This is a genomic window from Actinoallomurus sp. NPDC050550 (assembly GCF_040655075.1).
Taxonomy (GTDB): domain Bacteria; phylum Actinomycetota; class Actinomycetes; order Streptosporangiales; family Streptosporangiaceae; genus Actinoallomurus.
Map to the genome: position 1 here is coordinate 424,284 of NZ_JBFAJC010000002.1, position 14,276 is coordinate 438,559.

Sequence of the window (14,276 nt, forward strand, 5' to 3'; positions counted from 1 at the left end):
ACCTAAATCGTTTTGGTGGTTGCATCTTGTCGGTCGCGGATCCGGCCGTCAACGGGCGAAGCGGTCGGTCGCCTCGATGAGGTGGTGCAGGATGCCGGGCTCGATGTAGGCGTGGCCCGCGTCGTCGACGATGTGGAACTCCGCCTCCGGCCAGGCCTTGTGCAGGTCCCACGCGGTCGCCGCCGGCGTGCAGACGTCGTAGCGGCCCTGGACGATCACGCCGGGGATGTGGCGGATCTTGTCGACGTCCCGGATGAGCTGCTCGTCCTCGAAGAACCCGCCGTTGACGAAGTAGTGGTTCTCGATCCGGGCGAACGCCACCGCGTAGTCGGGCTCGCCCTGCTCGGCGATGATCTCCGGGTCGGGACGCAGCGTGATCGTCGAGCCCTCCCAGACGCTCCACGCCCGCGCCGCCGGGATCCGTACGTCCGGGTCCGGGTCGTTCAGCCGCTTGGCGAACGCGGCGATGAGGTCGTCCCGCTCGTCCTCGGGGATGGGGGCGACGTACTTCTCCCACAGGTCGGGGAAGAGCAGCGACGCGCCCTCCTGGTAGAACCAGTACAGCTCGAACGGCCGCAGCGTGAAGATCCCGCGCAGGATCAGCTCGGTCACCCGCTCCGGATGCGTCTCGGCGTACGACAGGGCCAGCGCGCTGCCCCACGAGCCGCCGAAGACCAGCCACCGCTCGATGCCCAGGTGCTCGCGCAGCCGTTCCATGTCCGCGACGAGGTTCCACGTGGTGTTGTGCTCCAGCGATACGGCCGGGTCGCTCGCGTGCGGCCGGCTGCGCCCGCAATTGCGCTGATCGAACAGCACGATCCGGTACTTCTCCGGGTCGAACTGGCGCCGGTGACCGTGCGTGCATCCGCCGCCGGGCCCGCCGTGCAACATCACCACGGGCTTGCCGTCGGGGTTGCCGCAGACCTCCCAGTAGATCTGGTCGTCGTCGCCGACATCGAGCAGGCCGGAGTCGTACGGCTCGATCGGCGGGTAGAGCGTTCTCATGGTCAAATATTCTTTCCGTCCGAAGCGCGGGTGATTCCGCAGAGTGACCGTTGACGGCGCTCGGTTGAGTCACCGCTGGTCACAGCCGTCTTACCACGTCCCGAAGATCTCGAAATCATCACGAGTCGTGCGCCACACCTTGCGTGACATGGCAGACAGCTTGGTGAGACGCCCTTAGAGTTCCCTATGTGAGCGATCTCAACGGTTCGGGCGGTTCCTATGCCCCGGAGGGCGCGGGGTCGTCGTGGGCGCCCGGTAACGCCAACCTCCCGGCGCGTCCTGGTGACGCGGACCAGCCGGCCGAGGTGGTCGACAGACTGAGACAAATGGCGGACATGCTCGCCGGCGCGCTGGCGCAGGGCGAGCAGAAGGTCGCCGAGGCCAAGCAGGACGCCGAGACGAAGATCGCGGCGGTGCGGGGCGAGCACGAGTCGGCCAAGCAGGAGGCCGCGTCCGCCTGGCAGGAGGTGGAGCGGCTGCGCACCCAGGTGCAGCAGGCGCAGGCCACCGCGCGCCAGATGCTCGCCGAGCGCGAGTCGGCCAAGCAGGACGCCGCCTCGGCGCTGCAGGAGGTCGAGCGCATCCGCGCCTCCCACGACCAGATGGAGCAGCGCGCCGAGCAGGCCGAGGCCGCCGTCCGGCAGATGATGACCGAACGCGAGTCCGCGCAGCGCGACGCGGCGACGGCGCGGCAGGAGACGCACGCCGAGCGGCAGGCCAAGGAGCAGGCCGAGGCCACCGCCCGGCAGCTGATGGTCGAACGTGAGGCGGCGCAGCAGGAGGCGCAGGCCGAGCGGCAGGCCAAGGAGGGCGCCGAGGCCACCGCCCGGCAGTTCATGGTCGAACGTGAGGCCGCGCAGCAGGAGACGCACGCCGAGCGGCAGCTGAAGGAGCAGGCCGAGGCCACGGCGCGGCAGCTGATGGCCGAGCGCGAGGCGGCGCAGCAGGAGACGCACGCCGAGCGGCAGCTGAAGGAGCAGGCCGAGGCCGCGGTCCGGCAGCTGATGGCCGAGCGCGAGGCGGCGCAGCAGGAGACGCACGCCGAACGCCGGCAGAAGGAGCAGGCCGAGGCCACGGCGCGGCAGCTGATGGCCGAGCGCGAGGCCGCGCAGCAGGACGCCACTGCCGCGTGGCAGGAGGTCGACCGCATGCGCGCCCAGGTCGACGAGATGGGGCAGCGCGTCGAGCAGGCCGAGACCACCGCCCGGCAGGCGATCTCGGAGCGCGACTCCGCCAAGGGGGAGGCGCAGACGGCCTGGCAGGAGGGCCTGCGGGCGCGGGCCCAGGCGGAACAGTCCGAAGCTGCCATGCGCCAGGCCCTCACCGAGCGCGACCATGCACAGCAGGACGCGGTCGCCGCCCGCCAGGAGACCGACCAGGCCCTCGCACAGACACGGCAGGCCGAGCAGCGCGCCGAACAGTCCGAGGCCGCCGTGCGCCAGCTGATGGCCGAGCGGGAGGCCGCCCAGCGGGAGGCCGGTGCCGCCTGGCAGGAGGTCGAGCGCCTGCGCGTCCAGACCGAGCAGGCCGAGGCCGCGATGCGCCAGGCGTTCAGCGAGCGCGACCAGGCCAGGACCGCGGCCGAGCAGTCCGAGGCGACCGCCCGGCAGGCCTTCGCCGAGCGTGACCAGATGCGCGAGGACCGCGACGAGGCACACCGCTCCGCCGGGGAGGCCCAGACGGCGCGCAAGGCGGTCGAGGGTGAGCGCGACCGGTTCTCCCAGCACGCGGCCGAGGTGTCGCAGTCTCTCGAGGCCACGAAGTCCGAGCTGAACACCCTGCGGGCCAAGGCCGCCGACCTGGAGGCGAAGTCGCTGACCCTGCAGCAGACGTCGACGGCGTCGGCGAAGGAGGCCGAGGACGCGCGCCGCCGCGTCCAGGAGCTCGACGCCGACCGGCGCCGGGCGCTCGACCAGGCGACCAAGGCCGAGTCCGGCCGGGACCTCGCCGAGCGGGGACAGGCGCGGGCCCAGTCGGAGCTGGCCCAGGCGCAGCGCCGGGCCGAGGACGCCGTTCGCGAACGCGACCAGGCCCTCGCGCAGTCACGGCAGGCCGCCACCGAACGCGACGCCATCACCAAGAAGCTGGAAGAGCGCGAGCAGTGGGTCGACCAGCTCGCCGAGGCCGTCACGCAGCAGCGCGACGCCCTGTCCGCGCTGTCCAGCGAGCGGGACCAGGCGCGGACCGCGGCCGACCAGGCCCGGAAGATCATCGACGAGCTCAGCGGCCAGATCCAGAGCGGGATGTCGCCGAACAGCACCGGCAGCTACGCCAACGGCTACCGCTGACCGGCGGGCCGAACGCGACCGGCGGCCGTTGATCGGATCGCCGGACGCTACCAGGAGAGTCGCCTGTTATTCTGGTGGCCCGTGGACATTCGGCCGTTCGCCACACCGGTGAACGCCGCAGCAACGACCACGGGAGCGTCTTTCTTGCCTTCGGCAGTCATTGGTGGAGCCACCCGGACCACCAAGCATCTCTTCGTCACCGGTGGTGTCGCCTCAAGCCTCGGCAAGGGGCTGACGGCCTCCAGCCTCGGGCGCCTGCTGACCCTGCGGGGTCTGCGCGTCACCATGCAGAAGCTCGACCCCTACCTCAACGTCGACCCCGGAACGATGAACCCGTTCCAGCACGGTGAGGTCTTCGTCACCGACGACGGGGCCGAGACCGACCTCGACGTCGGCCACTATGAGCGGTTCCTCGACACGGAGCTGCACGGTTCCGCCAACGTCACGACCGGCCAGGTCTACTCCAACGTGATCGCCAAGGAGCGGCGCGGGGAGTACCTCGGCGACACGGTCCAGGTCATCCCGCACATCACCAATGAGATCAAGGACCGGATCCGCGGCATGGCCGGCCCGGACGTCGACGTGGTCATCACCGAGGTCGGCGGCACCGTCGGCGACATCGAGTCGCTGCCGTTTCTGGAGGCCGTGCGCCAGATCCGGCACGAGATCGGCCGGGACAACTGCTTCTTCCTGCACGTCTCACTGCTGCCCTACATCGGCCCGTCCGGCGAGCTGAAGACCAAGCCGACGCAGCACTCCGTCGCCGCGCTGCGCAGCATCGGCATCCAGCCCGACGCGATCGTGTGCCGCTCGGACCGGCCCATCACCCAGGGGCTGAAGAACAAGATCAGCTTGATGTGCGACGTGGACGCCGACGCCGTGGTCTCGGCGGTGGACGCGCCCAGCATCTACGACATCCCGAAGGTGCTGCACACCGAGGGGCTCGACGCGTACGTCGTGCGCCGTCTTGGTCTGCCGTTCCGCGACGTCGACTGGAAGCAGTGGGACGACCTGCTGCACCGTGTCCACAACCCCGCCCGTGAAGTGACGATCGCGCTCGTCGGCAAGTACATCGACCTGCCCGACGCGTACCTGTCGGTGACGGAGGCGCTGCGGCACGGCGGGTTCGCCAACGACACCCGGGTCAACATCCGCTGGGTCAAGAGCGACGACTGTCAGACGCCGGAGGGCGCGGCCCGCGAGCTCGGCGGCGTGGACGGCGTCCTGATCCCCGGCGGGTTCGGCGTACGCGGCATCGAGGGCAAGGTGTCGGCCGCCCGCTACGCCCGGGAGAACGGCATCCCCACGCTCGGCATCTGCCTCGGCCTGCAGTGCATGGTCATCGAGGCGGCCCGGTCCCTGGCCGGCATCGATGGCGCCAACAGCGCCGAGTTCGACGAGAAGGCGGCCGACCCGGTGATCGCCACGATGGCCGACCAGGTCGACGTCGTCGCGGGCGAGCGCGATATGGGCGGCACGATGCGGCTCGGCCTCTACCCGGCCGACCTCGCCGAGGGCTCGCTGGTCCGCGAGATGTACGGCGCGGCCAAGGTCGAGGAGCGCCACCGGCACCGCTACGAGGTGAACAACGCCTACCGCGACGAACTGGCAGCGGCCGGCCTGGTCTTCTCCGGCCTCTCCCCGGACGAGCGCCTCGTGGAGTACGTCGAACTGCCCCGCGATCGGCACCCGTTCTACGTCGCCACGCAGGCGCACCCGGAGTTCCGGTCCCGCCCGACGCGGGCGCACCCGCTGTTCGCCGGCCTGATCGCCGCCGCGCTGGGCGGAGAAGGGGCCTGATGAGCGAGCCGGAAGGGCGCGACGAGGGAAGGCCGCGTCTGAAGGCGCCGTGGAGGCTGAGCGGGGGGCACCGATGAGCGGTGAGGGCGGCGTCGCCGACGAGCGCTGTCGCTGGGAGACCGTCGGCAGCGAGCAGCGGTTCGACGGCGCCATCATCGAGGTGCGCACCGACCGCGTCCGGATGCCGCACGGCGACAAGTCCGAGGTGGTCAATCGCGACGTCGTCGTGCATCCGGGCTCGGTCGGGGTGATCTGCCTGGACGACGAGGAGCGGGTGCTGCTCCTGAGGCAGTACCGCCACCCCATCGGCTACCTGCTGTGGGAGCCCCCGGCCGGGCTGCGTGACGTCGAGGGCGAGCCACTGTGGCGCACCGCGGCCCGCGAACTGGCCGAGGAGGCCGGCTACCGGGCCCGCGAGTGGCACACCCTGCTGGACGCCTGTACGTCGCCCGGCATGACGAACGAGCGGACGCGGATCTTCCTCGCCCGGGGGCTCAGCGAGATCTCCGCGGGCGAGGACGACTTCGAGCGCATCCACGAAGAAGCCGACATGCCGATCGCCTGGGTGCCGCTCGACGACGCGGTCGCGGCCGTACAACGCGGCGCGGTCCACAATCCCCTTGCCGTCATGGGTATCTTGGCGGTCTACGCCGCCCGGGCCGCGGGCTTTCGAGACCTGCGCGCACCCGACGCCCCGGAGTGGTGACCCCCGTCCGCCACGACTCGTCGGGATGAGGTGCCCCGCTGATATCCGCCGCCGGTGAAGAGGTCGGACGATCGTTGCAGGCGCAGGTCCGGGCCTACCTCGACCATCTCGCGGTCGAGCGCGGCCTGGCCGCTAACACGCTGAGCTCCTACCGGCGTGACCTGCGCCGTTACGTCGACGCGCTGACCGCGCGCGGCCGTACGGCGATCGGCCAGGTCGGTGAGGACGACGTCGTGTCGTTCCTGATGGTGCTGCGGGAGGGCGATGACGCGCACCCGCCGCTGGCGGCCGGGTCCGCGGCCCGCGCGGTCGTCGCCGTGCGCGGCCTGCACCGGTTCGCGGTCCGGGAGGGCATGTCGGCGGCCGACCCGGCCCGCGACGTCAAGCCGCCCACGCCGCCGCGCCGGTTGCCCAAGGCCATCGGCATCGAGGCGGTCGAGCGGCTGCTGGCCGTCGCCGGGCCTGCGGACACCGCCCGCGGGATGCGCGACCGCGCACTGCTGGAGCTGCTGTACGGCACCGGGGCGCGCATCTCCGAGGCCGTCGGCCTGGCCGTCGACGACGTCGACCTGGACGACGCGGTCGTGCTGCTGCGCGGCAAGGGCGGCAAGGACCGGGTCGTGCCGGTCGGCCGGTACGCCCGCGAGGCCCTGGCGGCCTACCTCGTCCGGGCCCGCCCGGCGCTGAACGTCCGCGGCCAGGGCGGCCCGGCGCTGTTCCTGAACGCCCGCGGCGGGCGGCTGTCGCGGCAGAGCGCCTGGTCGACCCTGCGGTCGGCGGCGGCGCGCGCCGGGCTCGAGGACGTCTCTCCGCACACTTTGCGGCATTCTTTCGCGACCCACCTGCTCGACGGCGGCGCCGACGTTAGGGTGGTGCAGGAGTTGCTCGGCCACGCGTCGGTCACGACGACCCAGGTCTACACCCTGGTCACCGTCGACCGGCTGCGCGAGGTCTACGCATCCGCACACCCGCGTGCGTTGGGGTGATCAGAGCGTCCGCGCGGTGCGCCGCCTTGCCCGCCCTACTTGACAGGCCCTAGAGTCCCCATCTACGGCAATCCGCAGCCGCGGGGGAGGTTCGAGGAGCTGGTGACTGAGCCCAGCGAGCAGGAGAGAGCACGTTCGGAAATGGCGCTCTCGACCGCCATCGCGACCGATCCGCGTAACGCAGCGCCACTCGGGCCTACGCTGCGTCCCATTCCGTCGTTCCCGGACCCGGCGCCGCTGGCCGAGCACGGGCCGGCCCGCATCGTCTCGGTCTGCAACCAGAAGGGCGGCGTCGGCAAGACGACGACCACGATCAACCTCGGCGCCTCGCTCGCGGAGCAGGGCCGCCGGGTGCTGCTCGTCGACTTCGACCCGCAGGGGGCGCTATCGGTCGGCCTGGGCAAGGGCGACCCGCGCCAGCTCGACATGACGATCTACAACCTGCTCATGGAGCGGGGCGTGGAGACCGAAGAGGTCATCCTGCCGACCAGCGTCGAGGGCATGGACCTGCTGCCCAGCAACATCGACCTGTCCGGCGCGGAGGTCCAGCTCGTCCACGAGGTCGGCCGCGAGTACATCCTCGGCGGGCTGCTCAAGCCGGTCGTCGCCGACTACGACTACATCATGATCGACTGTCAGCCGTCGCTCGGCCTGCTGACCGTCAACGCGCTCACCGCCAGCCAGGGCGTCCTGGTGCCGCTGGAGTGCGAGTACTTCGCCATGCGCGGCGTCGCGCTGCTCATGGAGACGATCGAGAAGGTCAAGGGCCGGCTCAACCCCGAGCTGACCATCGACGGGTTCCTGGCCACCATGTACGACTCGCGGACCCTCCACACCCGCGAGGTGCTCGGCCGGATCGTGGAGGCGTTCGGCGAGAAGGTCTTCCACACGGTCATCAACCGTACGGTCCGCTTTCCGGACGCGACGGTCGTCGGTGAGCCCATCACCCGGTTCGACCCGTCGTCCATGGGCGCGAACGCCTACCGGGAGCTGGCCAAGGAGGTGCTGCAGAGGTGGCAGCTCGCCGGGTGACCCTCCCGCGGTCGGCCGGCCCCGGCCCACGCCGTAGTGGGCCGTCCCGCGCCCACACGGCGCCGCAGGGGAGTCCGTGACCTCGACTACCGTTGACGAGGTGGGCGAGCAGGCGGAAGAGGGGCAGGAGGGCGGGTTCCGGGTCCATCTCGACAACTTCGAGGGACCGTTCGACCTGCTGCTCGGGCTGATCTCCAAGCACAAGCTCGACATCACCGAGGTGTCCCTGCACAAGGTCACCGACGAGTTCATCGCCCACATCCGGTCCCACGGCAGCGACTGGGATCTGGACCAGGCGAGTCACTTCCTCCTGGTGGCCGCCACGCTGCTGGACCTCAAGGCCGCCCGGCTGCTCCCCTCCGGGGAGGTCGAGGACGAAGAGGACCTGGCGCTGCTGGAAGCCCGCGACCTGCTGTTCGCACGGCTTCTGCAGTACCGCGCCTACAAGGAGGTCGGGGCGCATTTCGCCGGCCGGATCGCCGACGAGTCGCGCCGGTTCCCGCGCACGGTCCCCATGGAGCCGCAGTTCGCCAACCTCCTGCCGGAGGTGCTCCTCGGCCTGGGGCCCGAGAAGTTCGCCGCCCTGGCCGCCCGGGCCCTCGCGCCGAAGCGGCCGCCCACCGTCTCGATCGAGCACATGTACGCCCCGCAGGCCAGCGTGCGGGAGCAGGCGGACATCCTCATCGCCCGCCTGCGTAAGCTGGAGCGCGCGACCTTCCAGGTCCTGACCGACGACTGTGCGGGCACCTTCGAGGTGGTCGCCCGCTTCCTGGCCCTCCTGGAGCTCTACCGTGAGAAGGCCGTCTCCTTCGAACAGGACGAGCCCCTCGGCGAGCTGCACGTCACCTGGACGGGGACCGGCGAGGGCGACATCAAGGTCGGTGACGACTACACCGGCCGACCGACGGAGTCCGACGATGACTGACACGCCATCCCCTGAACCCGAGCACATCCCCGCCCCGCGCGTCGGCGAGGCGTCGCTGGAGTCCCGCGACGTACGCCCCGCCGCGTCCGGCCTTCCCGAGGACGATCAGCAGACCGACGCGTCCGAGGGCGGCTCGGAGGCGGGCGTGTCCGCGGGCGGCCCGGAGGCGAGCGTGTCCGCGGACGGTCCTGAGGCGGGCGTGTCCGCGAACGGCTCGGAGGCGGATGCCTCCGTGAGCGGCCCGGAGACCGTCCCGTCCGAGGGCGGCCGGGAGACCGGCGGGTCGTCCGGCGAAGATCCGGGGACGCCCGTGACGTCCGGGGCGGGGCCGCAGGCGGCCGAGCCGTCGCTGAGCGCGGGGCTGGAGGCGATCCTGCTGGTCGTCGACGAGCCGGTGCCGGAGGTGACGCTCGCCCAGATCCTCGAGCGGCCCCGGCAGGAGATCGCCGCGGCGCTTCGCGAGCTCGCCGCGGAATACACCGCCCAGGGTCGGGGGTTCGACCTAAGGGAGATCGCCGGTGGGTGGCGCTTCTACACGCGGGAGACCTGCGCGCCGGTCGTCGAACGCTTCGTCCGGGACGGCCAGCAGGCGAGGCTGACCCAGGCCGCTCTGGAGACGCTCGCCGTGGTCGCCTACCGGCAGCCGGTGAGCCGGGCGCGGGTTTCGGCCATCCGGGGCGTCAACAGCGACGGCGTGATCCGCACGCTGACCCTGCGGGGCCTGATCGAGGAGGCGGGCCACGACCCGGAGCACCAGGCGGTGCTCTACCGTACGACCGGCTACTTCCTCGAGCGGCTCGGCCTGAACAGCCTGGACGAGCTGCCCGATCTCGCCCCCTACCTACCTGACGACGTGGAAGGCATAGAGGAACTCCAGCAGTGAACCAGACGAATGAGGGCGTACGACTGCAGAAGGTGCTCGCAGAGGCGGGTATCGCGAGTCGGCGCGCCTGTGAGGACCTGATCGCCGCCGGCCGGGTCACGGTGGACGGCGAGAAGGTGACGTGGTTCGGCGCCCGCGTCGATCCGCAGACCGCCGTGATCCACGTCGACGGCAAGCGCATCCCGACCCGTACCGAGCTTCGCTACTACGCCCTCAACAAGCCCAGGGGCATCGTCAGCACCATGTCGGACCCGCGGGGGCGCAAGACCCTGATGGAGTACGTCGGCGACGTTCCCGAGCGACTGTTCCACGTCGGGCGGCTCGACACCGAGACCGAGGGCCTGATCCTGCTGACCAACGACGGGGAGCTGGCCAACCGGCTGATGCACCCGAGCTACGGCGTCAGCAAGACCTACCTTGCTGAGGTCCACGGGCCGGTCGACCGAGACCTCGGTCGCCGGCTCAAGAAGGGCGTCAAGCTGGCGGACGGGTTCGCCAAGGCCGACGAGTTCCGGATCTTCGACCAGGTCGGCAAGCGGGTCCTCGTCGAGGTGACCCTGCACGAAGGGCGCAAGCACATCGTCCGGCGTCTGCTCGCGGAGGTCGGCTATCCGGTCCAGCAGTTGGCGCGCATCGAGTTCGGACCGATCAAGCTCGGGCGGCTGAAGTCCGGGACGATCCGTGCGCTGAACACCAAGGAGATCGGCGAGCTGTACGCCGCCGTGGAGCTCTAGAAGGCCGGGCCCGCACGGATTCGGAGAGGTTTCATGGGACGATCAGTACGAGCGGTACGCGGTGCGACCCAGGTCGACGAGAACGACCGGGATCAGATCCTCGAGGCGACGGCCGAGCTGGTCGCCGAGGTGATGAGCCGTAACGCCCTCACGACGGACGATGTGATCAGCGTCATCTTCACGGCGACGCCGGATCTGACCGCGGAGTTCCCGGCGCTGGCCGCCCGGAAGCTCGGTTTCAACGAGGTTCCGCTGCTGTGCGCGAGTGAGATCGACATTCCGCACGCGCTGCCGCGCGTGGTCCGCCTGATGGCCCACATCGAGACCGACCGGCCGCGGTCGGAGATCCAGCACGTGTACCTGCGCGGGGCGGTGGCACTCCGGCTGGACATCGCCCAGTAAGGGGCCGGCTCGGCTGAGTAGACTGGTCCACTACCAGGGAAAACCACCTCGAGGGTGTCATGGCGGTAGCGGTGACACAAAGGCATGCGGGAAATCTGCCGGCCGAGATGACCAGCTTCGTCGGCCGACGGCGTGAGCTTGCCGAGGCGAAGCGTCTGTTGTCCACCGGCCGGATGGTGACGTTCACCGGTCCGGGGGGCGTGGGCAAGACCCGCCTGGCGGAGCGCGTGGCCGCCGAGACGTACCGCGAGTTCCCCGACGGCGTCTGGCTGATCGACCTGGCGCCGGTGGTGGCGGGTGAGCCGCTGCCACGCGTGGTGGCCGGGGTGCTCGGGCTGCAGGGCGAGGCCGGGCTGTCGGCGCTGGGCGACTACCTGGCGGACCGGCGGCTGCTGCTCCTGCTGGACAACTGCGAGCACCTGGCGGTCGACTGCGCGACCTTGGCCGGGAAGCTCCTGGGCATCGCGCCCGGGCTGCGGATCCTGGCCACCAGCCGGCAGGTGCTCCTCGTCGAGGGCGAACGCGTCCTGGAGGTGCCGCCGCTGTCCGTACCGGACACCGACGACATCGCCTCGGTGGACGAAGTGGTGCGCTTCGAATCGGTCAGCCTGTTCGTCCAGCGGGCGTCCGCCGCCGTCCCGGGGTTCACGATCGACGCCGACAACGCCCTCGCGGTGACGCGGCTGTGCCGGCGGCTGGAGGGCATCCCGCTGGCCGTCGAGCTGGCGGCGGTACGCCTGCGGGCCCTGTCGGTGCAGCAGATCCTCGACCGGCTGGACGACCGCTTCCGGATCCTCGTCGGCCACAGTCCGGTCGCGCTGCCGCGCCAGCAGACGCTCCGAGCGTTGATCGACTGGAGCCACGACCTGTGCTCGCCCGAGGAACGCGCGCTGTGGCGGGGGCTGTCGGTCTTCTCCGGGGGCTGCTCCCTCGAGGCGATCGAATACGTGTGCGGCGGGGAAGAGATCCCCTCCGATGAGGTCATCGACGTGGTGACGGGTCTGGTGGACAAGTCCATCCTGCTGCGGTCCACCGCGAAGTGCGACGGGCTGCGCTACGAGATGCTGGAGACGCTCCGCGAGTACGGGCGGGAGCGCCTCGCCGAGTCCGGTCGGGAGACGGCGCTGCTGAGACGGCACTGCGCGTGGTGCCGGGACATCGCCGAGCGGGCGGAGGCCGAGTGGTTCGGGCCCCGCCAGATGGACGCGGTCGCCATGTTGCGGTGTGAGCAGCCCAACATCGTGGCGGCGCTGGAGTTCTGCCTCACCCAGCCCGGCATGTCGCACTGCGCGCTGGAGATCGCCGCGTCGCTGTGGAGCCACCGGCTCTCGTGGGTCTCGCTGCGGGACGGCCACCACTGGCTGGACCGGGCGCTTGCGCTCGACCGGGACCCGACGCCGGCGCGGGCCAAGGCGTTGTGGGTGGACGCCTGGCTCATGCTGCTGCGCGGTGAGCCGAAGGCGGCGGAGCCACTGCTGGAGGAGTGCCGGGAGCTCGCGGAGCGGCTCGGCGACGACGAACAGCTCGCCGGGGCCGTCCATATCAGCGGGTTCGCCGCGCTGCTCGCCGGGGACTTCACCGAAGCCGCCGCCCTGCTGGAGAAGGCGCTGTCGTACTACCGCACCACCGGGAACCACGGTCGGTGCTGGACCACGCTGTTCCAGCTGACCATGGCGGCGGTCCTGAGCCACGATGCGCAGGCGGCCGAGCTCTGCGCCGAATGCCGCACCATGTGCGAGCGGGAGAACGCCCAGTGGTCGCTGTCGTTCTCGATCTGGGCCACGGGCCTGGAACGCTGGAGCAAGGGCGACACACGGGCGGGGACCGAGATGGTGCGCGACGCGATTCGCCTCAAGCTGCCCTCCAACGATCACCTGGGGATAGCCCAGTGCATCGAGGTGCTCGCCTGGCTGGCCGCCGACGCGGAGGAGCACCGGCGCGCCGCCGAGCTCCTGGGCGCCGCCCAGGCGGTCTGGCGGTCGATCGGCACGTCGCTGTCCGGGCTCAGGCACCTGGCGGATCCGCACGACCGGTACGAGGCCCGCCTGCGAGCCGCCATCGGTGACCGGGAGTTCGCGGCGGCGTACGACCGCGGGATGCGGCTCGACGTCAACGGCGCCGTCGCCCTGGCGGTCGCCGAACGCGAGGCCGATCTGGAGGCCCCGCAGGCCGAACGCGGCATCGCGGCGGTCCTCACCCGGCGCGAACGCGAGATCGCCGACCTCGTCGCGGAGGGCCTGAGCAACAAGGAGATCGCGGCCGCCCTGGTGATCTCTCAGCGGACCGCAGAGGGACACGTCGAGCACATCCTGCGCAAACTGGGCTTCACGTCCCGATCCCAGATCGCCGCCGCCTGGACGCCCTCCGCCCGGTCCGAGGGCTGAAGGTCGATTCACAGCACGGCGACGGGGGTGACGGGGGAGCCGGTCGCGCCGGGCACGTTCAGCGGGGCGACGACGAGCATGAACTCGTACCGCCCGGCCGCCCCGCACGCGCCGGACAGCCGCTCCAGGTCTAGGTTGTCCAGGAGCGGCACGCCCATCGCCGCGATGGCGAGGGCGTGGACGGGGGAGTGGACGCCGGCCACCGGAGAAGGCCGTACATCACTGTCGCCGTCTCCGCCGAGGAGCGCGATGCCCCGCTCGGCCAGCAGGGGCACGGCGTCGACGTGGAACCCGGCGCTCGCCGCGGACGGGTCCCACGGCCCGAGGGCCGCGCGGCGTCGCAGGTGACCCGAACGCAGCAGTACGGCGTCTCCTTCGCCGATCCGCAGGCCGAACGCCGCTTCGGCGGCGAGGACGTCCGCGGCGTGCACGGCCTGCCCGGGTTCGAGCCAGTCGACGCCGCGGACCAGGGGCAGGTCGAGCAGCACTCCGCGGGTGACGAAGGGGCCGAGCCGGTCGACCGACCCGTACCGCGCCCCGGTCGCGTCGATCACCTCGCGCGCGGCCGGCCCGCCGAAGAGCCGCCCCTGGTAGGCGATGTGCGCGAGCGCGTCGAGGTGGCTGGCCGCCTTGCCGTGATAATCGATGGCGATGAAGTCCTTGTGACCGGTGGGTTCGGGTGCCTCGACGTCACCGAGCTCGGTCATGTGGTGCAGCGCGGGCCGGTGGTTGTCCGGCGCGGGAGCCGTGCTCCACGGCCGGGCGAGCGGGACGACGACGCCCGAGCGCACGAGCGCGGCGGCGGCCAGCACGTGACGCGCGCCGACGAGGTTCCAGGCGCCTCGCTCCGGGTCCGGCCACCGGTCCCAGGCGCGCACCGCCGCGAAGAGACGATCGAATTCGGCGCGTGAGATCGCCGGTCCGTTGTCCGGCGGCCCGTCCGCCCCCGAGCCGTTGCCCATGAGCGTCACCGCGCGCGGACCCGGCCCGGCGACCGGCGACCGCCGCCCTCCTTCCTCCCGCCACTCTACGGCGTCCGGCTCGCCCGGCCGCGGCCGATGGCGAGCGCTTGACCAGCGTCTTTGTACGATGAAGACAACTGGGCGAGCGCGAGCGGGGGCCCGCCGGGAC

At 71.3% G+C, this 14,276-nt stretch carries 12 protein-coding genes; 10 read left to right on the top strand and 2 right to left on the bottom strand.

Annotation, left to right across the window (positions count from 1 at the left end; all coding sequences use genetic code 11):
- Positions 1 to 48: 48 nt before the first annotated feature.
- Positions 49 to 1,005, bottom strand: coding sequence for a prolyl aminopeptidase (gene pip, locus AB0I04_RS04285; protein WP_360878704.1), 957 nt, complete (start codon positions 1,003 to 1,005; stop codon positions 49 to 51).
- Between the two features lie 188 nt (positions 1,006 to 1,193).
- Between pip and AB0I04_RS04290 the strand changes: the two genes are divergently transcribed.
- The 10 genes from AB0I04_RS04290 to AB0I04_RS04335 all read left to right on the top strand — a co-directional run bounded on the left by AB0I04_RS04290 (position 1,194) and on the right by AB0I04_RS04335 (position 13,145).
- Complete coding sequence (locus AB0I04_RS04290; protein ID WP_360878707.1) at positions 1,194 to 3,293, top strand: hypothetical protein; 2,100 nt, start codon at positions 1,194 to 1,196, stop codon at positions 3,291 to 3,293.
- Between the two features lie 144 nt (positions 3,294 to 3,437).
- Positions 3,438 to 5,093, top strand: coding sequence for a CTP synthase (locus AB0I04_RS04295; protein WP_360878710.1), 1,656 nt, complete (start codon positions 3,438 to 3,440; stop codon positions 5,091 to 5,093).
- A 73-nt stretch (positions 5,094 to 5,166) separates the two neighbouring features.
- Positions 5,167 to 5,799, top strand: a complete 633-nt coding sequence (locus AB0I04_RS04300; protein ID WP_360878713.1) for an NUDIX hydrolase — start codon at positions 5,167 to 5,169, stop codon at positions 5,797 to 5,799.
- 74 nt (positions 5,800 to 5,873) lie between these two features.
- The gene (gene xerD, locus AB0I04_RS04305; protein ID WP_360878716.1) at positions 5,874 to 6,785 is read left to right on the top strand and encodes a site-specific tyrosine recombinase XerD; all 912 of its coding nucleotides are present in this window, start codon (positions 5,874 to 5,876) and stop codon (positions 6,783 to 6,785) included.
- Positions 6,786 to 6,926: 141 nt separating this feature from the next.
- Complete coding sequence (locus AB0I04_RS04310) at positions 6,927 to 7,817, top strand: AAA family ATPase (protein ID WP_360878833.1); 891 nt, start codon at positions 6,927 to 6,929, stop codon at positions 7,815 to 7,817.
- Between the two features lie 100 nt (positions 7,818 to 7,917).
- The gene (locus AB0I04_RS04315) at positions 7,918 to 8,742 is read left to right on the top strand and encodes a segregation/condensation protein A (RefSeq protein WP_360878719.1); all 825 of its coding nucleotides are present in this window, start codon (positions 7,918 to 7,920) and stop codon (positions 8,740 to 8,742) included.
- Positions 8,743 to 9,052: 310 nt separating this feature from the next.
- Positions 9,053 to 9,625 (top strand): SMC-Scp complex subunit ScpB, encoded by a 573-nt coding sequence (gene scpB, locus AB0I04_RS04320; protein WP_360878835.1) that lies wholly within the window; start codon positions 9,053 to 9,055, stop codon positions 9,623 to 9,625.
- On the top strand, positions 9,622 to 10,359 hold the full coding sequence (locus tag AB0I04_RS04325; RefSeq protein ID WP_360878722.1) for a pseudouridine synthase: 738 nt from the start codon (positions 9,622 to 9,624) through the stop codon (positions 10,357 to 10,359). Before scpB ends, AB0I04_RS04325 begins: the two co-directional genes overlap by 4 nt.
- Positions 10,360 to 10,392: 33 nt before the next feature.
- Positions 10,393 to 10,761, top strand: a complete 369-nt coding sequence (gene aroH, locus AB0I04_RS04330) for a chorismate mutase (protein WP_360878725.1) — start codon at positions 10,393 to 10,395, stop codon at positions 10,759 to 10,761.
- A gap of 107 nt (positions 10,762 to 10,868) precedes the next feature.
- The gene (locus AB0I04_RS04335) at positions 10,869 to 13,145 is read left to right on the top strand and encodes a LuxR C-terminal-related transcriptional regulator (RefSeq protein ID WP_360878728.1); all 2,277 of its coding nucleotides are present in this window, start codon (positions 10,869 to 10,871) and stop codon (positions 13,143 to 13,145) included.
- An 8-nt stretch (positions 13,146 to 13,153) separates the two neighbouring features.
- On the opposite strand, the gene AB0I04_RS04340 is transcribed toward AB0I04_RS04335, so the two are convergent.
- The gene (locus AB0I04_RS04340) at positions 13,154 to 14,107 is read right to left on the bottom strand and encodes a cyclase family protein (protein ID WP_360878731.1); all 954 of its coding nucleotides are present in this window, start codon (positions 14,105 to 14,107) and stop codon (positions 13,154 to 13,156) included.
- Positions 14,108 to 14,276: the final 169 nt, after the last annotated feature.

Excerpts from the sequence above, each read along its gene's own strand:
- pip (WP_360878704.1), bottom strand. The coding sequence starts at position 1,005 with ATGAGAACGCTCTACCCGCCGATCGAGCCGTACGACTCCGGCCTGCTC.
- AB0I04_RS04300 (WP_360878713.1), top strand. The coding sequence starts at position 5,167 with ATGAGCGGTGAGGGCGGCGTCGCCGACGAGCGCTGTCGCTGGGAGACC.
- AB0I04_RS04310 (WP_360878833.1), top strand. The coding sequence starts at position 6,927 with ATGGCGCTCTCGACCGCCATCGCGACCGATCCGCGTAACGCAGCGCCA.
- aroH (WP_360878725.1), top strand. The coding sequence starts at position 10,393 with ATGGGACGATCAGTACGAGCGGTACGCGGTGCGACCCAGGTCGACGAG.
- AB0I04_RS04335 (WP_360878728.1), top strand. The coding sequence starts at position 10,869 with ATGACCAGCTTCGTCGGCCGACGGCGTGAGCTTGCCGAGGCGAAGCGT.
- AB0I04_RS04340 (WP_360878731.1), bottom strand. The coding sequence starts at position 14,107 with ATGGGCAACGGCTCGGGGGCGGACGGGCCGCCGGACAACGGACCGGCG.